The sequence below is a fragment of the Microcoleus sp. MON1_C5 genome (genome assembly GCF_036701875.1).
In the GTDB taxonomy this organism is placed as follows: domain Bacteria; phylum Cyanobacteriota; class Cyanobacteriia; order Cyanobacteriales; family Microcoleaceae; genus Microcoleus.
The window spans coordinates 33,587-53,417 of sequence record NZ_JAUBRN010000012.1 but is presented as its reverse complement, the minus strand read 5'-3'; the positions used below and the strand labels follow the sequence as shown (position 1 = coordinate 53,417).

General features: G+C 46.3%; 18 protein-coding genes. 13 read left to right on the top strand and 5 right to left on the bottom strand.

Annotated features, from left to right (window positions below; genetic code table 11):
- The first annotated feature begins 102 nt into the window (after positions 1-102).
- From QUA71_RS08525 to QUA71_RS08495, 7 genes are all read left to right on the top strand, one after another.
- Positions 103-663 carry an SPFH domain-containing protein gene (locus tag QUA71_RS08525; RefSeq protein ID WP_333284021.1) on the top strand — a complete coding sequence of 187 codons (561 nt, stop codon included), beginning with the start codon at positions 103-105 and terminating at the stop codon, positions 661-663.
- A 115-nt stretch (positions 664-778) separates the two neighbouring features.
- The gene (locus QUA71_RS08520; RefSeq protein WP_333284019.1) at positions 779-1,297 is read left to right on the top strand and encodes a type IV pilin-like G/H family protein; all 519 of its coding nucleotides are present in this window, start codon (positions 779-781) and stop codon (positions 1,295-1,297) included.
- A gap of 107 nt (positions 1,298-1,404) precedes the next feature.
- Positions 1,405-1,938, top strand: a complete 534-nt coding sequence (locus QUA71_RS08515) for a type IV pilin-like G/H family protein (protein WP_333284017.1) — start codon at positions 1,405-1,407, stop codon at positions 1,936-1,938.
- Positions 1,939-2,044: 106 nt separating this feature from the next.
- Complete coding sequence (locus QUA71_RS08510; protein ID WP_333284015.1) at positions 2,045-2,572, top strand: type IV pilin-like G/H family protein; 528 nt, start codon at positions 2,045-2,047, stop codon at positions 2,570-2,572.
- A gap of 10 nt (positions 2,573-2,582) precedes the next feature.
- Positions 2,583-5,417 (top strand): LpqB family beta-propeller domain-containing protein, encoded by a 2,835-nt coding sequence (locus tag QUA71_RS08505; protein WP_333284014.1) that lies wholly within the window; start codon positions 2,583-2,585, stop codon positions 5,415-5,417.
- A gap of 264 nt (positions 5,418-5,681) precedes the next feature.
- Positions 5,682-6,740: a potassium channel protein gene (locus tag QUA71_RS08500; RefSeq protein WP_333284012.1), complete on the top strand. Its 1,059-nt coding sequence runs from the start codon at positions 5,682-5,684 to the stop codon at positions 6,738-6,740.
- Positions 6,741-7,539: 799 nt separating this feature from the next.
- Entirely contained in the window at positions 7,540-7,887 is a 348-nt protein-coding gene (locus QUA71_RS08495) for a hypothetical protein (RefSeq protein WP_333284011.1), read from the top strand.
- A 162-nt stretch (positions 7,888-8,049) separates the two neighbouring features.
- Here QUA71_RS08495 and QUA71_RS08490 read toward each other — a convergent pair whose 3' ends face one another.
- Together QUA71_RS08490 and QUA71_RS08485 are read right to left on the bottom strand one after the other, a co-directional pair.
- On the bottom strand, positions 8,050-8,607 hold the full coding sequence (locus QUA71_RS08490) for a single-stranded DNA-binding protein (RefSeq protein WP_333284010.1): 558 nt from the start codon (positions 8,605-8,607) through the stop codon (positions 8,050-8,052).
- A gap of 214 nt (positions 8,608-8,821) precedes the next feature.
- Positions 8,822-11,368: a mannose-1-phosphate guanyltransferase gene (locus tag QUA71_RS08485; protein WP_333284008.1), complete on the bottom strand. Its 2,547-nt coding sequence runs from the start codon at positions 11,366-11,368 to the stop codon at positions 8,822-8,824.
- A gap of 570 nt (positions 11,369-11,938) precedes the next feature.
- Here QUA71_RS08485 and QUA71_RS08480 point away from each other — a divergent pair.
- The gene (locus tag QUA71_RS08480) at positions 11,939-12,136 is read left to right on the top strand and encodes a hypothetical protein (RefSeq protein ID WP_333143062.1); all 198 of its coding nucleotides are present in this window, start codon (positions 11,939-11,941) and stop codon (positions 12,134-12,136) included.
- A gap of 7 nt (positions 12,137-12,143) precedes the next feature.
- Positions 12,144-12,881, top strand: coding sequence for a class I SAM-dependent methyltransferase (locus tag QUA71_RS08475; RefSeq protein WP_006633480.1), 738 nt, complete (start codon positions 12,144-12,146; stop codon positions 12,879-12,881).
- 246 nt (positions 12,882-13,127) lie between these two features.
- Here QUA71_RS08475 and QUA71_RS08470 read toward each other — a convergent pair whose 3' ends face one another.
- Together QUA71_RS08470 and QUA71_RS08465 are read right to left on the bottom strand one after the other, a co-directional pair.
- Positions 13,128-14,891: a hypothetical protein gene (locus QUA71_RS08470; RefSeq protein ID WP_333284005.1), complete on the bottom strand. Its 1,764-nt coding sequence runs from the start codon at positions 14,889-14,891 to the stop codon at positions 13,128-13,130.
- A gap of 575 nt (positions 14,892-15,466) precedes the next feature.
- Positions 15,467-15,946: an NUDIX domain-containing protein gene (locus QUA71_RS08465; RefSeq protein ID WP_190662957.1), complete on the bottom strand. Its 480-nt coding sequence runs from the start codon at positions 15,944-15,946 to the stop codon at positions 15,467-15,469.
- A gap of 152 nt (positions 15,947-16,098) precedes the next feature.
- On the opposite strand from QUA71_RS08465, the gene QUA71_RS08460 reads away from it, so the two are divergent.
- Positions 16,099-16,800 carry an alpha/beta fold hydrolase gene (locus QUA71_RS08460; RefSeq protein ID WP_333284003.1) on the top strand — a complete coding sequence of 234 codons (702 nt, stop codon included), beginning with the start codon at positions 16,099-16,101 and terminating at the stop codon, positions 16,798-16,800.
- Positions 16,801-17,035: 235 nt separating this feature from the next.
- Positions 17,036-17,347: a hypothetical protein gene (locus tag QUA71_RS08455; protein WP_333284002.1), complete on the top strand. Its 312-nt coding sequence runs from the start codon at positions 17,036-17,038 to the stop codon at positions 17,345-17,347.
- A 61-nt stretch (positions 17,348-17,408) separates the two neighbouring features.
- On the opposite strand, the gene QUA71_RS08450 is transcribed toward QUA71_RS08455, so the two are convergent.
- Positions 17,409-17,750: a hypothetical protein gene (locus tag QUA71_RS08450; RefSeq protein WP_333284000.1), complete on the bottom strand. Its 342-nt coding sequence runs from the start codon at positions 17,748-17,750 to the stop codon at positions 17,409-17,411.
- Between the two features lie 352 nt (positions 17,751-18,102).
- Here QUA71_RS08450 and QUA71_RS08445 point away from each other — a divergent pair, with 352 nt between their 5' ends.
- Both QUA71_RS08445 and QUA71_RS08440 read left to right on the top strand, forming a co-directional pair.
- Positions 18,103-19,362 (top strand): NB-ARC domain-containing protein, encoded by a 1,260-nt coding sequence (locus QUA71_RS08445; RefSeq protein ID WP_333283998.1) that lies wholly within the window; start codon positions 18,103-18,105, stop codon positions 19,360-19,362.
- Between the two features lie 124 nt (positions 19,363-19,486).
- Positions 19,487-19,828 (top strand): DUF433 domain-containing protein, encoded by a 342-nt coding sequence (locus QUA71_RS08440; protein WP_333283996.1) that lies wholly within the window; start codon positions 19,487-19,489, stop codon positions 19,826-19,828.
- Positions 19,829-19,831 lie beyond the last annotated feature (3 nt).

The following is a 19,831-nucleotide window of genomic DNA, read 5'->3' as shown; positions in this document are numbered from 1 at the left end:
CTCGGCGATTGAAATCGCTTCTTGCCAAACAAAGTCCCTCTCTAAGAGACTCAGAAATCACTATCAACTGTCAACTGTCAACTATTTACCAGGAGCTTCATTATGTATCAGTATTTTTTGATGGTGTTGTTTGCAATTACCGGAGTATCCTTAGCCAGCAGCGTAAAAATTGTCCGTCAAGGAGATGAGGCTTTAGTTGAAATTTTCGGAAAGTACGATCGCAAAAAACTCGAACCTGGTTTGACCTTTCTGATTCCCTTTGTCGAAACAGTCGCCTATAAACAAACTCTGCGCGAGCAAATTTTAAACTTGCCACCGCAACCATGCATGACGCGCGATCGCCTTGCCATCACCGTTGAGTTTATTGTTTACTGGCGAATTATTGACTTAGAAAAAGCTTCCTACAAGGTGCAGAATCTCAAGGAAGCGATGTTAAATATGCTGATTCTTTCAATTCGGACTCACATTGCGACATTATCTATGGAGGAACTTTACACGGCTCGCCATGAAATCAATAATGCTTTAGTAGAGGAGTTGGATACAGCGACAGATCCTTGGGGTGTGAAGTTTACAAGAGTGGAATTGCGCGATTTTGCGATCGGCAGTAAAGTGATTCAGCCAACATCCGTCGATCGCAAAGAAGTACAAAAGCTGCGAGCTTAGGGATTAGTATTCCCTCGTTTTCCTCGTTACCAGGCTCTTCCTGGTAACGCAGATCCCGAGGCTCTGCCTCACTGAATTTAATTCGCATTGTATATACCCTTTAAGGAGACAAAACATGACTAAATATCAAGAATCAAGTATTAGCAATGCAGCTTATGGCGGTTGCGGATGCTTATTGCTGTTAATGGGCATTGGAGTAATTGGCGCGATCGCTCTGCCATCATTTCTGAGTCAGGGTGGGAGGACACCGCAATCCGAAAACAAACAGTATGTTAGCGCAATGAACAAAGCCCAGCAAGCCGTATTTATAGAAACAAGTGCTTTTTCTACTTCTTTTGATGCTTTAGGAATTGGCAGCATTACAGAGACAACAAATTTCAAGTATTCAATTCGTGCCACTAAGAAAGCAGCATTTAATTATGGCGTTTCAAAGGAAAAAGACTTAAAAAGTTATGTCGGCGGTGTCTTTATAGTTCCTGCTAAAAACTTTGAGCCAAATGCTGCTAAAGAGGAAAGAACTACAACGTCCATATTGTGCGAAGCTGATTCTCTCGGTACAATTAAACCAGCGGAACCCACCTATGAAAATGGTAAGATTGCTTGTGGGAAAGGCACAACAAAACGGTCTAAATAATCTAACTATACGCAATATAATGACAGTCGATTACTAATATCAAATTGGCCTTCAATTGAGATTTACCGGACTAAAGTCTTTACTACAAACAGGGAGGATACAAAACTATGAGTCAACAAGATTCTAAATCAGCTAGCATTTCACCTAATGGTTGCGGATGCTTACTGCTTTTAATGGGCATTGGAGCAATTGGTGCGATCGCTCTGCCATCATTTCTAGGTGATAGCGCGCATGATAAGTATATGAAATCGTATATGACATTTCAAGTGCAACAGTATGTTAGCTCAGTGAACCGAGGTCAGCAAGCCTATTTTGCAGAAAAAAAAGCTTTTTCCACTTCTGTTAAGGCTGTGGGAATTGGCATTGAAACAGAGACAACACCTTTCAAGTATTCAAGGCGGGTCACTAAGAAAGCAGCATTTTCTTATGCAGTAGCAAAGGAAAACGACTTCAAAAGTTATGTCGGTGGGGTTTTTATGGTACCTGCTAAAAAGTTTGCTCCAAAGGCTGCTAAAGAGGACATAACTACAACGTCCATATTGTGCGAAGCTGATTCTCCCGGTACAATTCAACCAGCGGAACCCACCTATGAAAATGGTAAAATTGCTTGTGGGAAAGGCACAACACAATTGCCCCAATAATCTACCTATACGCAATATAATGACCGTCGATTACAATATCAAATTGGCCTTCAATTGAGATTGACCGGACTAAAGTTTTTACAACAAATAGAGAGGATACAAAACAATGAGTCAACAAAATTATAAATCAGCTAGCCTTGCATCGAATGTTGGTGGATACTTAGTGTTTTTAATGGTAATGGGAGTATTGGCTTCGGTAGCTGTGCCACCCTTTCAGATGAGGGTTAGGATCAACAAGCAATGGGAACCCAGAGATTATATTAGCTTAATCAACAAACGCCAGCAAGCCTATTTTGCCGAAAAAAGTGTTTTTAGCACTTCTGTTAAGGCTTTAGGAATTCGCGTTATTAAAACCGAGACAGAAAATTACAAATATTCCCACCATACAACAAAAAAAGCAACATTTAATTATGGAGTCTCAAAGCATAAAGATCTTAAAAGCTTTGTCGGTGGGGTTTTTGTAATTCCTGCTCCAAAAGTTGAGTCAAATGCTTCTAAAAATAAACTAACGACCACATCTATATTGTGCGGAGCTGATTCTCCTGGTACAATTAAACCACCAGAACCAACTTATCAAAATGGTAAAATTGCTTGTGCTACAGGCACCATAGAACTGAGACAAAGTTATCAATAGAGGCAATATAATGACAGTCGATTACCAATATCAAATCGGCGGCAGTCTCCCGCAAAATGCACCTACTTATGTAGTGCGACAAGCTGACTCTGAACTTTATCAAGCCCTCAAAGCCGGAGAGTTTTGTTACGTGCTCAATTCCCGACAAATGGGCAAATCCAGTTTGCTAGTGCGAACTGTACAAAAACTCTCGGCTGATGGCATTGCCTGTGCTACGATCGACCTTTCGGACATTGGCAACCAGCAAGTCTCTCTAGATAAGTGGTACGGCGGCGTCGCTTACAAGCTATTGTGCAGTTTCAACCTGTTTAACCCAGTCGAGTTTATGACTTGGTGGCGGGAGAGAGAGTTGATGCCGCCGGTGCAGCGCTTAGGAGAGTTAATTGAAGAGTTGCTGCTGGTCAAAATTTCTCAAAACCTGGTCATTTTTATTGATGAAATTGATAGCGTTCTGAGTTTCCAAGAACCGCTAGACGATTTCTTTGCATTAATTAGATGTTGCTACAATAAACGCGCTCACAATTCAGAATACCAGCGCATTACATTTGCTTTGCTGGGAGTAGCTACGCCATCGGATTTAATTAGCGATGCAACTCGCACGCCCTTTAATATCGGTTTAGCAATTGAATTGCACGGTTTTACATTACAGGAAGCTCTGCCTTTAGCCAAGGGGTTTGAGGGAAAAGTAGACAATCCTAAAGAGGTTTTAAAAGAGATTTTGGACTGGACTGGAGGGCAGCCCTTTCTGACTCAAAAGCTTTGCAAGCTGATTCTGCACCATGTAAAAAGCTTAGCTTCGGCTTCTCTTATATCAGACTCAACGGATGAAAGCCAAACTGAAATTTTTACTACAAATCCATTATTAATTAGCGAGATAGTGCAATCTCATATTATTGATAATTGGGAATCGTCCGATGAACCGGTACACATCAAAACAATTCGCGATCGCCTTCTCAGAAGTCACCACCACGCCAGTAGGTTATTAGGACTATATCAAAAAATATTGCCACCCTGCGATCCCCCCCCACCCCCCTTAATCAGGGGCGAGAAAATGCCAGCATTACCCTTGTTAAAGGGGGGTGGGGGAATCTGGGCGGATGATACTCCCGAACAAACAGAATTGCGGCTGAGCGGATTAGTAGTAAAACGAGCCGGAAAATTAACCGTATCCAACCGCATTTACGCAGCTATATTCAGCCATGACTGGGTAGAAAAAGCGCTCGGCGACTTGCGCCCCTATGCTGAATCCCTAACAGCATGGATAGCTACAAATTGTCAAGACGAATCTCGCTTGTTGCGCGGTCAAGCACTGGAAGATGCCCGACAGTGGGCGGCCAATAAAAGCTTGAGCACCCAAGATTATCAATTTTTAGGTGCGAGTCAAGAAGCGGAATTTACCAAATTGCGCGATCGCGAAAAACAAACTCAAACTGAAATTGAACAACTGCGCCGCGAAAAAAAGTTACTAGAGGAACTAAGCGAAGCACAAAAGCAGAAAAAAGCGATTGCAATTAAACTTTGGCGCGAGCAACAACTGAGAGTGCAAACAGTTACAGGAGCCGCAGTCATATTAATATCAATCCTGATAGTAGCTTTTTGGGTAAAACCGTCAATCGAAGAAAGAAACAACAAAATTCTCACTCTCAGTTTGCTATCAGAAACGCTATTTGCCGCAGATAAAAAAGAAGAAGCTTTGCTAGAAAGCATCAGAGCTGTTACAGAAATGAAACGATCGCTCGGAGTGAGTTCAGATATTCAGATGCGAGTGGCGATCGCCCTCGAACAGGCAGTTTACAACTTTCGGGAACGCCGCCGCTTGCAGACTCAAGCCAGTACCCTTGCTTTCGCGAGTTTCAGTCCCGACAGTCAAACAATTGTGACTGCTACCGATGATAATTATATCAAACTTTGGCAAAATAATGGAAATTTGCAAGCAACATTAACAGGGCATACTGATAAAATTAGGATGGCAATTTTCAGTCCTAGCGGTCAGATGCTTGTCTCGGCAAGCGACGACCAAACTGTCAAAATTTGGCAAAAAAATGGCGAATTGCTTTATGATTTAAAAGGACACAGCGGTAAAATAACAAGCGTCTCTTTTAGTCCAGATGGCCAAATTATTGCTTCAGCAAGTACCAATGGAACAGTTAAACTATGGAAAATAAACGGGGAAGAATTGTCAAGTTTAAAAGTGGAGCGAGGTTGGATAACCAGCGCCAGTTTTAGCCCAGACGGTCAGATAATTGCTGCGGCTGCCACTGATGGCACTGTTAAACTTTGGAGTTTGAGAAAGGTTGCGGAAAAAATGCAAAAACAGCAGTCAATCGAAGCCAGCACCGATATCAAATTGCTCCGAACTTTACAGATGGAAAGTGAAAAAATTATGAGTGTAACTTTCAGTCCAGACGGAGCAATGCTGGCGGCTGCAAGTGCTGGGGGAACGGCGAGAATTTGGAGCAAAGACGGCACACCGCTAAGTATTTTAAAGCATACAAGTGGAGTGACAAATATCAGCTTTAGTCCCGACAGTCAAATGTTGCTATCTGCAAGCACAGACAAAATGGTGAGGCTGTGGAATATTGACGGTAGGTTGCTCCAAACCTTAAAAGGTAACAAAGATGCTGTTTGGAGTGCGAGTTTTAGTCCAGACGGCAAAGCGATCGCTAGTGCTAGCGCTGACGGTACGGTGATGCTGTGGAATTTTAATCTTGACGATTTGTTGCTGCAGGGTTGCGATGGAGCCCGCAATTATTTTCAGACAAATCCGATCGCAAATCACAACAATCGCCACCTCTGCGACGGGATTGGAACTAAGTCGGAACTCACGCAAAAAAAACCGGGTTAAGAGTCAAAATGTTGAGTTTGGCCGCAAACTATCTAGGCAGAAACTGGCTTTTTGACCAAGAATTTCTTGATGGTACAAGCCCCCGGATTTATCCGTGGAATCAATCGAAAATCGAAAATCGAAAATCCTCAAGCCCCCGCATTTATCCGTGGGGTCAATCTAAAATCTAAAATCTAAAATCTAAAATCGATTGACCGCCCCTGCGTCTAGGGCTGATATGGTTAAAATTGGTAGCAGCTAATAGGTAATAGGTCAGCGAGATCGGTGTATTCAACTCTAGAACAAAAGTACCAGCGCCTGCAAAAAGACTTAAGAAACGGAGTCATCGCCCTTGGGGGCATTGTATGCACGGGTACTCTCTGGTATTGCCTGGTGGAAAAATGGTCTTTGCTAGATGCCGTTTACATGACAGTATTTACCCTAGCAACTGTCGGTTACGGTGAACTTCACCCCCTCGGCAAACGCGGGCGAATGTTTACCATAGGCCTGATTTTGATGGGCGTGATTGTGATAGGTTTCATCGTCAACCGCTTTACAGAAGCGCTGATTGAAGGATATTTTCAAGAAGGAGCAAGAATTAGGCAGCAGCGACGATTGGTAGATTCTTTGAGCGGGCATTACATTCTCTGCGGTTTTGGGCGCACTGGCCGCCAAATTGCCTTGGAATTTCAGGCCGAATATATCTCTTTTGTGGTGATAGATTCGGCGGTACATTCGGTTGAGGCTGCTTTGGCGCTGGGGTACACGGCTGTCCAAGGAGACGCGACTCTGGACGAAACTTTGGTGAATGTGGGGATCGATCGCGCAATTTGCATAGTAGCAGCTTTGCCTTCGGATGCCGAGAATTTATATACTGTCATGTCAGCGAAAACTCTGAATCCGAAGGTACGGGCGATCGCCCGCGCCACCACAGAAGAAGCCGTAAAGAAGTTGCAGCGGGGCGGCGCCGATGCCGTCGTATCCCCCTACATTACCGGGGGAAAGCGCATGGCGGCGGCGGCTTTGCGGCCTCAAGTTATGGATTTTTTAGACGGTGTTTTGACCGGGACTGATAGTTCTTTTTACATGGAAGAATTTCTGGTCGATCCCAATAGTTGTGTCTACGTCGGGCAAACTTTGAGAAATGCCAAGTTGCGATCGCAATCGGGGGCCTTGGTTTTAGCGGTGCGGCGCGCTGGCGGGACTTTGATTGTCGGGCCTACTGGAGAAACTGCGATCGAAGGAGGAGATATGCTGATTTGTTTGGGTACTGCGGAACAACTGCGAACTCTCAATCAAATCCTCAGTCCCCTGAGTTTTCGCCTCCCCCGGCCCCCGAACTAATACGATGTCAAGTTTGTACCCAGGAATGCAAGTCCTCTCTCGATCAATGCTTCCCATAACAATTGACACTCGATGGCGTAAACGCACGGGGGTTCTTTAACCTGGACTTCCCCCCTACAAATGTACTAACAGTCCTCAAACTTTTACTCCACAAAAAATACAACTGTTGAGCTAAAAATTTGTACCCATTTATAAGCAATAGCTGAGGCAGTATCTCGCGAGCCTCTGTTGTAGATTCAATAGACATCTCCAAAATAGTAACATTATGTAGTCAAAGAACATAAGAGACATTTTTTTACACATAAACATGAGCGACATCCTGAATCATATTGAAAAGAATCAGAAAGAAACACAGCGATTAATTGGTCTGGAATATGAACGGTTACAACAATTGCTCCCAGAAGTAAGGCGGATTTTCACCCGTTACTGGAAAGAATAATCTTTAATGGCGATCGCCCTTTATTGAGCCAAGTGCGATCGCTCTTAAATTATCAAAAATATCAGGCTTAATTCTCCACCCAATCACTTAAAAACTCCAGACTAAGGATGCTAAATATCGAATCGAATTAACGCGGCGGTGTTTGCGAGACTTGGGGGTATTATAGAGATAACTTTAACGGTCTGTACTTACTGACTCAAGAATTGAGAGAATTGGTGGTATAATTCGCGATCGCGGGCTTCTCTAACCTCAGAGAGAAGCAAGACCGATGCAGAAATACGTCCTAAGAGTTTTGCAATCGCCCCTAGCGTCAGGTAAGATTCTTGTTAATTATTGCGCTCCGCTCAGGAGAAAAAATTTATGGCAGATATGTCCGGTCAAGACCCCTCGGAAATTAAAATGGCGACGGTTGATGAACAAGAAAAAGGCGCAACGTTTAGCGGTACGGTCATCCTTGGTATCGATGTCGAGGGTGCTGGGGAAGTCCTTTTCTTCAGAGACTTTGTGATTGAAGATTATAAAGGCGAACTTACCGCTTATCTGGCAACAGATGGCAATATAACGAAAAGCATTGATTTAGGCGAAGTTAAGCATAAGAGCAGCAGCTTTAAGCTGCCAATTCCGCTGGGGACGGATACATCACCCTACAATACCGTCGTGCTGCGCGACGAAAAAAGCAAGAAAAAAGTTGTGACGATCAAGCTGTAAAATTTGCAATTTAGCTCGTAGTTCAGCCAAATTCGTTAGCGCAGCCCTCGAAGAGGATCGCCCTTTTTTTCCTGAAGTGCGATCGCCCTTAAATTAAGGTGCGTCACTTGCGATCGAAGGGCGAAGTTTTGCGATCGCTCGTAAAGTGACGCACTCTACTTTTTAAAACGGAATCGGATCGTAATCGGGATTTTCCGGCTCGTTAGGCGAACTCGAAGATCGATCGGACTCAGAATTTGAAGACTGATGCGAGTTCCAATCCGAACTAGACGTGCGGTTAGCGCCACCTGGAGCGCTGTTAGAACTGCGGCCTCGCGAACTCATGGGAACCACATTGCTCGGCACATTAGCCGGCGCGCTGTCGCGAATTTGAGCCGGTTCCGGGGCGGTTCTAGTAGGGGGAGCCGAACTCATTGCATCAGCCCCGACACTGTAAATCCTTTGAGCTGTCAGCTCAGCGCGCTTTTCTTTAATACCATCTCTTTCGATCGTATTCATGCTCAGCCGTCCCTCAATAATCACGCGATCGCCCTCGTGATATTTCTCGTGAATTTCTTGAGCAAAATTTCCCCATCCTATCACTTTCAAATGTTCGGGCGGATCTTCGGGTTTTGGGCCGGGAAACTGCACCAACATCTCAGCGATTTGAAGTTGATTGTCAGGAGTATAACGGAGTTGCGGTTGTTGAATTATTTCCGCCATCAAAATGCAGCTATTCATCTGTTATCTGTGCGTAATTGGGAATTGGGAATTGCGAATTGGGCATCGGGAATTGGGAATTGGCAAAACAGGGAATTCGGGATTGGGAATTGGGCATGAACTTTCAAGTAAAAAGGTAAAACTTAAAATAACGCATTTTATTTTTTTACTTTTGCATTACCAATTCCCCATTGCCAATGCCCAATGCCCTGTTTTGCCAATGCCCGATTAGGGATTACACGTTGTTACCAAATTTATCTTGGAGAACCGCCGCCTCGGCTTGACTGACAAAATCGTGAACGAGGGTGCGGTACTCCTTCAACGTTTCAGATACCCAATCTCGATCCTCACTGTTGGCGAAGATATGAACCGTCGGTTCACTAGCATCGGGTAAAACTAATACCCAATTGTCGTCGCTGTAGTTAAAAATCTTCACTCCATCTAATAATTCTAAACGATCGGGCGAATGAGTTTCTACTAAATGTCGCATCAGCGAACCCTTGATAGTCCAAGGACAGCGGACGCTGTAACTGCGGTGGGTGATGCGGGGAAGTTCCGCCTTGATCTGTCCGAGCGATCGCTCCTGAATCGTCATCATTTCTATCACTTTAGCAATGCAGAACATTCCGTCAAATCCGGGATGCAACTGCGGGAAAATAAAACCCATAAGGCCGCTGCCGCCCAAAACTACATTCGGGTTCCTGTTAGCGGCTTCCATCAAAGCAGTTGGGTTCGCCTTCGTGCGGATTACCTTGCTTTGATAGCGTCGGGCGATCGCCTCCACCGCAGAAGACGCATGAACCGGCACTACTACTGTACCTGTGGGATGAGAAGTCAGCATCAAATTTACCATCAGCGCCGTCAGCATTTCCCCGCGAATTGCTATCCCAGACTCATCTACCAAAATGAGCTGTTCGCCGTTAGCCGATACCTGCACTCCAAAATTAGCGCTGAGTGCTTTCACCACCCGGCCGAGTTGGTCGAGCAAATATTCCCGTTCCCCGTTGCTTAGAGAAGTCTGCTTGAGACTGGCATTGAGAACCACCGCATCGCAGCCGAACTTGGCAAGCATTTGGGGCAAAATTGCTCCAGAAACCGCGTAAACGTAATCGATTACCACCTTAGTATTGCTGTAGCGTATTGCCTCAACATTCATCTGCCGCTCAAAAATGCGGTTGTAAACATCGAGAGCTTGGTTAAAGTACGTCATCTCTCCAATTTCGGGAATTAGAGCTCGCCGCAAATCTTCCTTAAAATAAGCCCCCTCAATTTTTTTCTCAGCTCCTTTAGTAATATTGATGCCTTTGATATCGAAGAATTCAATTAAAATGTGGTCGGAGCGATCGGGAGAAATGCGAACGTGAATGCCGCCGGCAATTGATATCGTAGACGAAACCGTGCGCGCGATCGGAATTGCCGTCGATTCCAAATTGATCACATTTATTCCCACCGACATCAAACCCGCAATCAAAGACCTCGAAACCATCCGCGAAATGCTCCGCTGGTCGCGAGAAACTGATACCGCAGTCCCGGGTTTCAAAGTCGAGCCGTAAGCCGCGCCCAATTTCACCGCAAATTCCGGAGTAATATCCACATTTGCCAGTCCCTGAACGCCACGTTGACCGAACAAATTCCGCTTAGCTTGTTCTCCCCAAATTAAATTTTGATTTAACAGAGCGCCGGATTCAATATTTTTGCTCGGCCAGACGCGCACGCTTGGCCCCACTTGTCCTTCTTCTCCCACGATAGACATTGAACCGACGACAGCACCTTCGAGGACGTGAGCGCGCCTGTCTACGCGGGTGCTCCGGCAAATCACGCAGGCCCTAAGATGAGCGTCTTCACCGACAATTGCTCCGTTCCAGACGATGGGACGCTTGAGGTTGGCGTCCGCCCCTACTGTCACGTTATCTCCGATCACTGTGCCGGCATCGATTTTAACTCGGGCTCCAATCCGGCAATTGTTGCCGACCATGGCCGGTACTTCGACGATCGCGCTATCGTCAATAAAAGTATTCTGACCTACCCAAAGTCCCGATCGAACTTCGTTGTAGTAGCTCAAATCCAGTTTGACCTTTCCCCGCAGCGCGTCGTACTGAGATTCGCGGTAAACATCTAGCTGGCCGACATCACACCAGTAACCCTCGGCGATGTAGCCGTACATCGGCTCGTTTTTTTCCAGTAGCATGGGAAACAAGTCTTTCGAGAAGTCGCACTCCTGATTTGCCGGCAGGTAATCCAAGACCTCGGGTTCTAAAATGTAGGTACCGGTATTGACGGTATCGGAGAAAATTTCGCTGCTAGAAGGCTTTTCCAGAAAGCGACTGATGCGGTAATTTTCCTCGGTAATCACGACCCCGAATTCCATCGGGTTGGGAACGCGAGTTAAAATTAACGTGGCTTTGGATTGCTTGCTGCGGTGAAATTCGATCGCTGCCGTTAAGTCGAAGTCTGTGATGCTGTCGCCGCTGATGACCAGAAAAGTTCGATCGAGCAGTTCAGCAATATTTTTGACGCAACCAGCCGTACCCAGCGGTTGGTCTTCCTCCACAGCGTAAGTTATTTGAACGCCAAACTCTGCCCCGTCAGTAAAATATTCGCGCATGACATCGGGAAGGTAGTGCAGCGTCGCAATAATTTCCGTGATCTGATGCCTTTTTAGCAAATTAATAATGTGTTCTGCGATCGGGCGATTGAGAATTGGCACCATCGGTTTGGGCAAATCGCACGTCAGGGGTCTGAGCCTCGTTCCCGACCCACCAGCCATTAGCACTGCACGCATAAAATCCTCCTTGCTTAGAAAGCTCTCTACCGCCATTGTCCGCTAGAAAAAGTTTGCCTGCTGGAATTCGTCGGCCACCAGCAATCAGTTCTTACTTAAATATCTTCGAGTAGTGACACGTCTGGGAAATCCCGTTCGGTCAGGCCGTCCCCCAACAGCAACCGATTTCAACCGAATTAGAACTGGCGGCATCGCACCCATCCCCCGGTCGAGCTCGGATTTGTAGGGGATGTTGGGTAATACCAGTTAAAAAAAAGAATGCAACTGTAGGCCCGTGCTCGAAACCCTTCTGTCATGAGTCATTCCGAATTCTTTAATTCTTCAATTCTTCAATCGTATAAGTCCTCAGAATCCTCGACTTTTGGCAGAAGTCCCTTCTTGCTTGCTCGGTGAAAGCTATTTCGGGGGTGTTATTTTTAAGTTTGTCGCCAGCGGGGATTTTGAAGTCTCTTTCTGAAGGTGGAATTACTACGGCTATCGGTGCGCCTTGGCGTCTGATAAATGATAGATTAATGGTAGCGCTTTGACTAGCTGACCCAAAATCCTATCCATTGCTTAGGGGTTTTTTAAATGAGTACGTTAATTAGCTTGGCATTGCTGATCGCTTACGGTGGCGGTATTTGGAAATTTTGGAATGGTTTCAATCGCACTAACTTCGACAGAAGTTTTACAAATCGCCTGAAGCTCTCGCTGCTCTGGCCCGCGTTAATTTTTAATAAGCCTTACCGCCAAAACTTTACAAAAGCTCTCAAAGCCTCTAAAAGGTAATTCAAGAATGTCTAAAAAGTCCGATCGCCCAGTAGCTGGTCAGGAGCAGACTTGGTTTGCTAAAGGAAAATCAGATAGCTGGCAAGTTTTACTGTCGCAAGTCGCTTCTCGATTCGATCGCGAATACCGGGGAGAAGCTTTCGCTTTACCCGAAGAAGTCGAAGCAATGCCGATTTTCCTAGAATCAGTTGCAGGAACTCTCCAAGCAAAAACAGTTTCTCCCTTCTGGAAAATTGCCAAACCTCAAAAAAATCAGCGCTGTTTAGACATTGGCTGCGGAGTCAGCTTTCTCATCTACCCTTGGCGGGATTGGGAGGCATATTTTTACGGTCAAGAAATCAGCAGCGCAGCGCGAGACGCCTTAAACGCTCGCGGCCCTCAGCTCAATTCTAAGCTGTTCAAAGGCGTAGAATGGGCTCCCGCTCACCAGTTAAATTACGAGGAGGCTCAGTTCGATTTATGCCTCGCTACAGGCTTTAGCTGTTACTATCCCATAGACTATTGGAGTATTGTCATGGGAGAAGTAAAGCGGGTACTAAAACCGGGCGGTCATTTTGTTTTTGATGTCCTCAACCCCGATGCTCCTCTAGCAGAAGATTGGGCAATTTTGGAAACTTATCGAGCCGGCGAAGTATTTTTAGAGACAATTGAAGATTGGGAAAAAATGATTAAAGCTGCGGGCGCTAAGGTAGTAAAAAAGCAAAGCGGCGACTTATTTCAAATGTATAAAGTTCAATACAATTGAGAGGTTAATGGGAATAGGTAATTAGCTTTGCAGTCAAAACTTCAATCGTCCAAAGCCTGGTCGGGGGGACGAAAAACAACTTCATTCTTAGTGGATAAAGTAGGGTGCGTCAGCAAGTAGAAATTAGTTTGAGAAGCAACAAATATTCAAGCTGACGCACCCTACTAACTACTAACTCACAAGAGTCAAGCAAGCAGATTGGATATTACCCATTCCCCTACCGGATTGCCAATTACCGATGCCCAATTAATTTTCGGTAGCCGCAGGAGATGGCGCTGCTTCAGGCGACGGCGACACTTCCGGGGCAGGAGATGGCGACACTTCCGGGGTAGGAGATGGCGACACTTCGGCGGCAGGAGATGGCGCAGCTTCCGGCGAGGGCGACACTTCCGGGGCAGGAGATGGTGCAGCTTGGGGCTGCGGGGACTCTTCGGCGGCAGGAGATGGCGCAGCTTCGGGCTGCGGAGACTCTTCGGCGGCAGGAGAAGGCGCAGCTTCCGGCTGCGGGGACTCTTCGGCGGGTTGCCGTTGAGGAGAAGGCGACTGTTCCGCTGCTGGTTTCGGTTCAGGCGAGGGTGACGGTTGAGCCGCAGGCTTGGGTGCGGGCGACGACGGTTTGGCCCCTGGCTGCGGTTTGGTGGCCGGGGCCGGTGGCTTCTCAAACTGCGGTTTCACTTCAATAGGCGCTGGGGAGGGCGGCTGGCCGGTTGGTCTGCTGGGCACTGTTGGGGTGGGCGCTGGCTGCTGGCCTGGTGGGTTGGGCCTGGTTGGGGTGAGAGGAATGCCACTGCAAACTTTTTCGTCGTACTTAAACTCGACAGCCAGTTGGTAAAGCTTGTGCGTGCTGGCTGCTTCAAATGTTAGAGAAGGGCTAATAATCGCAATTTTAGCCGCATTATCGAGAATACCGTAACCTGTGGGGACGATCGGCTGAGGCTCGGCCTTGAGCAAGCCTTGAGGGCTGACAACTGCTCCAAAAACAGCTCTTCCTTGGAGTTTTTCCGAGCAAGCTGTTACGGGATAAGGGACAGGCACAGGAGTCGGGCCTGTCATTTCCAAGTCAGGATAAGCCTTTTTGAATTTCTCAAACAAAGCAACATAGGTATTTGCAGCCGCAAGCAGTGTCTCTCTGTCGGTGGGTAAGTTTGCACCGGGAACTCCCTGCTGTTCTAGCTGTTGCTGTCCCTGGTCAAATTGTGCCCTCCTGATTCTTTCTTCGGGAGTTTCTGCGATGAGATTCCTTTTATTGGGATCTTTTTGAGTCAATTTTGGTACTCCATCGGGTCCCACATTCCTGCCAATTGGGAATTCCGGGGTAAAGACTGGAGCTCCGTCTGGAAATAGTGGGAGTCCGCCTCTACTGGCTATAATCCTTTTGAGCGTCTCTGCTTCGTCTTCCGAGGGGGCGGCGGGAAGCTGGGGCGCTTCACTCAGCGATGGTGGCGGCGGGATATTGCGATCGAAATTACCCGGTAAGGGCGGGAAAAGAAAACCGCTGGGAGGTACGGGTGGGATGATAGTCGGTGTTGTTGGCTGGGGGGGGGTTCTGACTGTTGGGGATGATGGAGTTTGGGGAGGTGGCGGGGCTGTTGCGGCCGTTAACGGCGGGAGAGAGGGATAAGGCAGAGGGGAAAAGAATCCAGGAGGGGGCATTCCCGGCGGCATGGCGGGCAAGTTGATGGTATCAGGTGGGGGGGGCAAGGGCGGGGCTAACTTTGGCGCGGGTCGAAGGGGAACGGGTGCGATCGAAAATGGCGTAAATCGCGTATTATTAGACGCGCGCGGTGGTATGGTTTGTGGCAGGCGACCGGCTTCTGCGGGAGTTAGTTCTACCAAGCCGACAGAACCGGGAATATTTTTTGACGAATTTCCACCATAAAGTACGCTTGAGAGCGTCGGGGCACTTACTCCGAGCACTCCGTGAAGGCTGACAGAAGCTAGGGCTGCCCACCAATAAGGCTGGCGCAGCGGTTCGGAAAGGGTGTTGGCTAGGGAGGAAGAGTCAGTCATGACTATGGGGAATGGGGAATTGGTAATTGGTAATTGAGAATTGATAATTGGGAATTGGAAGTTAATAGTTATTAATTGATATTTTTTTTGAGTGATTTTAAAAGTTGCTGTTGGAGAATTCAAAGGTATAATTTTAGCACGGTCGGTATCGAAATTGCCCGATCGACTTTTATTAAGATTTCGCGACCCTCACATCAAGCACTCAAGCGTAGAAACCCGGTTTTTTGCCTGCTTCCACGCTTGTATAGCAACCGCAAATAGGGTGAGGACGTTGTTAATTGCTCAAACCATTGTTTTTCTTGCCGAATGCCTTTGGCCAAATCCTATACACGGTTTCTCAGGTATTGTTGAGAATCGTCAGCGGGCGTCAGGCGGGCAGGACTGGCGCGATCTCAAAAACAGACTGCACCGCTGCTATACCGTCTTTTTCCGGGATCTGGAGGGCCACTAATTCATTAAACACGATCGATCCGTTCGATCGACCCCTGTTTCCAATTCGGTTACACAACCGGATTCATCCGTGGAAGTAATTATTCAATCGAAAATCGAAAATCCAAAATCCAAAATCGATGGATTCACCAGCGATAGCGGTAATTTTTAAAAGGAGCTCCCTCGATGGTGAGCAAGTCGATGGGATAAATTGGAGCGCCGCTTGCCATATATTGAAACATTTCTCGAACTTCCTCTCCCCGCAACGACAACTGGTCTAATTCCTTGAGAGAATACCAGCCCGCGCACAAAGTATGCTCATCCGGCTTACTCTTGGGCGGCGTCTTATCTTGTGGACGAGCCACAAAAATGACTCGGAGGCGCACATTACCCTTAGGCATCACTGTGTGCTCTACCCGGAGAATTCCCTCAATGATGATGGAAATGCCCGCTTCCTCAAGGGTATTACGCATAGCAGCTTCGAGCAAAGTCTCCCCTTTTTCCACTCGCCCTGCTGGGAGATACCACTGCTGCTCGTACTTGCGCTCTTGTACCAGTAGAAAACGGTCTTCTAAGTGAACGACAACTAGGGTAAAATACCATGTTTGAATCGGCTCGCGAGCCATAGAAGTAGATATTCCCTAAGCAAAAGGTTTAACCAGCGGCAGATGTTAGCAATCCAAAGGATGCTTCGGCAAGCGTCTTTGAACTTGAAAAACAGATCGTAGCACTCCGGCCGCAAAATCTAAAATCTAAAATCTAAAATCTAAAATTGACAATGCCATTACCAACCGTGATTTTACCAGGATATTTTGCTGCTGCTTCCGACTATCGCGAATTAGAAAAGTCTCTGGTCGATCGAGGTTTCCCAACAGTAACAGTTCCTCTGGGCAAGGGAGATTGGTTGCCAACTTTTGGCGGGCGGTCGATGGTGCCAATTTTGCGACAGCTCGATCGCACAGTCAAACAAATGTTACAGCAATACGGCGTTCCCCAGATCAATCTCGTCGGTCATTCCGCCGGCGGCTGGATTTCTCGCATCTATTTGGGCGAAAAGCCTTACACGATTCACGGCGACGTGCTTGAGGACGCGGGTTTGTGGGAAGCTCACCCTTATGTGAATACTTTAATCACTTTAGGCACGCCGCACGTCTCTCAAGAGCGGTGGACGCGCAAAAATCTAGATTTTGTCAAAATTCACTATCCGGGAGCTTTTCACCCGCAGGTGCGCTACGTGTGCGCTGCTGGGAAGGCTGTTTTTGGCAAGCGCGGTTTAGGGACTTGGCTGGCTTATAAAAGTTACGAGTTGACTGTGGGGAAAGGTGAAACTTGGGGAGATGGAATTACGCCGGTGGAAGCTGCTGTTTTGGACGGGGCCGAAAATCTGGTGTTGGAGGGGGTTTGGCATTCGCCTCGTTCTCCGGGGAAGTGGTACGGTTCGCCGGAGGTTTTGCCGACTTGGATTGAATATTTGCGTTAGAAACGAACCGCGAAGACGCGAAGGACGCGAAGGAAGAAGCAGAAGGTTTAAGGGAAGGATTGAGTTAAATATTTATATTAGGAGCGAGTTTAGTGCGGCAAAACTCGCCCCCGCGATGCTATGTTTGCTTAAATTTTTATCGCTAACTGAATAGATTGAAAAATATTTTATGTGGCATTATCGGTAAGATTCCGAAGTCACGGCGAACCACACAATCAAATTAGAGGTTGGCTGGGTGGAATTGGGCGAGAATGCTACTGTGCGCTTGGACGCAGATAACGAATTTCAGCCGGATGCTTTGTGGAGAATTGATGCGGGAGGTCGATCGCAAATTAGGGATGATGATTATGTGCGATCGCACTCCGTAGAATCATCGCCGTATGTGGTATTGGGTGCGAGGGGCGATCGCTCTTTTTTTACTCAGGCCTCGCTATCCGTACAATCATCGGATTGTTTGGTATTGGGTGTGAGGGGCGATCGCTCTTTATGGGTGATGGGGCGATCGCTATTAGGGCAATCATCGCATTGGAATGGTAGAAATGGGTAAGATTCTGAGTGGAAAAAGAGGTTGGGTTTCATTGCATCAACCCAACCTACCAGCTCATAAATCAATCCTGCCTCGGTGATTTGTTCTTCGGCAATGTTGTTTGCTGTTCTCTTGCTGCCTCATCTTCCGGTTGATATATGCTCGATTTACCTGATGCGGTTAATCCCAGAAGTCCACCCAGTACCAATGCTGCTATTTCAAAATACTTTGAGCAAACAGGATTGTCTCTAAAAATGATTTGGGGTTGAGTTCCAGCAGGTCTTGAAGTAGCTGGGGGGTATTCTACTTGCACTACACAAATTTTATCACTCTTGAGAGTTATCGCAAGAGCACCAATAATCACAACCAAAGCAATAATAGGACGCATCCCATTATGATCTAAGAACTTAATCAGCCCGTTCATATCTTTACACCATGCCCTAATACTCAATATGCGACTTAATACACTATTACAGGGGTTAAACGTAAACGACAAGCGTTTAATCCCTCAATTTACTTTTTAATGTTTCTCGTATGGTTCTTAGAAATCAGGATAGTTTTTATAAAAAAAAGTTCAATTTTCTTCACAATTTGCAAAATTTTTACTCGGTTTAAATTTATTTTGTACAGTGTTGTACAATTTTGTTAAAAAGTGCTTGAATATACAAAATTCTCACATCTTGCTAGCCAGAGGAATCTTAAAGAAGTGTTAACCCTCCCCGGCCGAGCGCATAGTTTTCGAGAAAACAGGTCAGCACCTTGACGATTTACAAGCAGTGGTACTGCGGGGAACTCTACAACGCGAGACATACAAAGAAATAGCGACAGACTTTGACTGTTCTGAAAGCCACATCAGGGAAATCAGCTCGGAATTATGGCAGATACTTTCAGAGGAGTTAGGGGAAGATGTCAGTAAAACAAATTTTCGCTCCACAATGGAGAGGTTCCAAGTCTCTCATTCTTTAAACTTTGCACAAGATGTTGTAGCCATCGGTAATTTCAACATCTGTGGAGAAGCTAGACACCCGCTAAATAGACCAAACTCACACCCACCCAATCAAGAAACATCTAACTCAAAACCAACTAAAACTCTATATCAAGATTTAAACGAAATGCCGGAGTTAGGCGATTTCTACTCGCGCACTCCCGAACTCCATACCCTCACCGGCATTAGCGGTATCGGCAAAACCACCCTAGCAGTACAACTCGTACAACAAATCAAAGACGAGTTTGAGTACGCAGTTTGGTACACACTAGACGAATTCCCCACCATAGAAAAATTTCAATCTAACCTAATACAGCTTTTTTCAAATTCAGAAAAACAAGATTCATCCCCAACCAACCAGAAACGCTTACCGCTGATTAAGTATTTACAAAACCATCGCTGTTTAATAATCTTAGATGACGTTCACAACCTTTTCTGTAGCGGCGAACTGGCAGGAAAATATAAACCAGAATACGAAGACTATCGCTCTTTATTCAAACAAATAGAAAAATTATCCCATCAAAGCTGCTTGATGTTAATCGGTTGGGAACAACCCAGAGAAGTTACTCAAGTTAAAAGCCAAAATACTGCCCTTCGTACCTTACAAATCAAAGGTTTAGACATCGCCGCCGCACGGGAAATACTCAGAGATTATGGGTTAGAAGAAAGCGACAACAGTGAAGCACTCATTCATCGCTACCAAGGCAACCCCCTATGGTTAAAAAGCGTGGCGACTCTGATTCAAGACTTGGGAGGAGGCTTGACAGAGCTATTACCAAATGATACGCTATTGTTGCCGGAAGATTTGAAAGATGTTTTACAGCAGCAGTTCGATCGCCTATCGGAACTGGAAAAACAAGTCATCTCCTTGTTAGCGAAAGAAAGCCAGCCAATCAACCGGGCAAAATTGCTAGAAAATGACCGAATTCCGGCTTCAGATTTGCTAAATGCGCTGCAATCTCTATCGCGGCGCTGCTTGATAGAACAACAAGCAAATTTTTACACCATTTCACCTGTACTGAGGCAATATGCGATCGCCCATACAGTGTAATTTATACAACCATTGCTTACATTGTCGCGCTTCACCCCAATTACTAGAAGTGGCAATGGGCGATCGGATAAATAGGGCGATCGGTTCGATAGAATGATCGGTAGTCGCAATTCCATTGTTTGTCATGACGCTGAAAGAATTAGAGCCTCAACTCCTGGCACTCTCTGACGACGAAAAAGCTCAAGTCGTTCAACTTCTCACTCAAGGCAATATCACTCCTTGGCGCGGTATTGAAAAAACGCCTGATGTCTGTGGCGGGAGTGCTTGCATTGCTGGAACTCGCATCACCGTTTGGGGACTTGTAGAAGCTCGTCGTATGGGTTATAGCGAAGCAGACTTACTCACAAGCTATCGATTACTCTCTGCTACTGATATTGCTAACACTTGGGCCTATGCTGAAGCTTTCTCCGATGAAATTGAAACAGAAATTCGGGAAAACGATGAAGTGATGGACGAGAATTTGTAGCCG

Excerpts from the sequence above, each read along its gene's own strand:
- QUA71_RS08525 (WP_333284021.1), top strand. The coding sequence starts at position 103 with ATGTATCAGTATTTTTTGATGGTGTTGTTTGCAATTACCGGAGTATCC.
- QUA71_RS08520 (WP_333284019.1), top strand. The coding sequence starts at position 779 with ATGACTAAATATCAAGAATCAAGTATTAGCAATGCAGCTTATGGCGGT.
- QUA71_RS08515 (WP_333284017.1), top strand. The coding sequence starts at position 1,405 with ATGAGTCAACAAGATTCTAAATCAGCTAGCATTTCACCTAATGGTTGC.
- QUA71_RS08510 (WP_333284015.1), top strand. The coding sequence starts at position 2,045 with ATGAGTCAACAAAATTATAAATCAGCTAGCCTTGCATCGAATGTTGGT.
- QUA71_RS08505 (WP_333284014.1), top strand. The coding sequence starts at position 2,583 with ATGACAGTCGATTACCAATATCAAATCGGCGGCAGTCTCCCGCAAAAT.
- QUA71_RS08495 (WP_333284011.1), top strand. The coding sequence starts at position 7,540 with ATGGCAGATATGTCCGGTCAAGACCCCTCGGAAATTAAAATGGCGACG.
- QUA71_RS08490 (WP_333284010.1), bottom strand. The coding sequence starts at position 8,607 with ATGAATAGCTGCATTTTGATGGCGGAAATAATTCAACAACCGCAACTC.
- QUA71_RS08485 (WP_333284008.1), bottom strand. The coding sequence starts at position 11,368 with ATGCGTGCAGTGCTAATGGCTGGTGGGTCGGGAACGAGGCTCAGACCC.
- QUA71_RS08480 (WP_333143062.1), top strand. The coding sequence starts at position 11,939 with ATGAGTACGTTAATTAGCTTGGCATTGCTGATCGCTTACGGTGGCGGT.
- QUA71_RS08475 (WP_006633480.1), top strand. The coding sequence starts at position 12,144 with ATGTCTAAAAAGTCCGATCGCCCAGTAGCTGGTCAGGAGCAGACTTGG.
- QUA71_RS08470 (WP_333284005.1), bottom strand. The coding sequence starts at position 14,891 with ATGACTGACTCTTCCTCCCTAGCCAACACCCTTTCCGAACCGCTGCGC.
- QUA71_RS08465 (WP_190662957.1), bottom strand. The coding sequence starts at position 15,946 with ATGGCTCGCGAGCCGATTCAAACATGGTATTTTACCCTAGTTGTCGTT.
- QUA71_RS08460 (WP_333284003.1), top strand. The coding sequence starts at position 16,099 with ATGCCATTACCAACCGTGATTTTACCAGGATATTTTGCTGCTGCTTCC.
- QUA71_RS08450 (WP_333284000.1), bottom strand. The coding sequence starts at position 17,750 with ATGAACGGGCTGATTAAGTTCTTAGATCATAATGGGATGCGTCCTATT.
- QUA71_RS08440 (WP_333283996.1), top strand. The coding sequence starts at position 19,487 with ATGACGCTGAAAGAATTAGAGCCTCAACTCCTGGCACTCTCTGACGAC.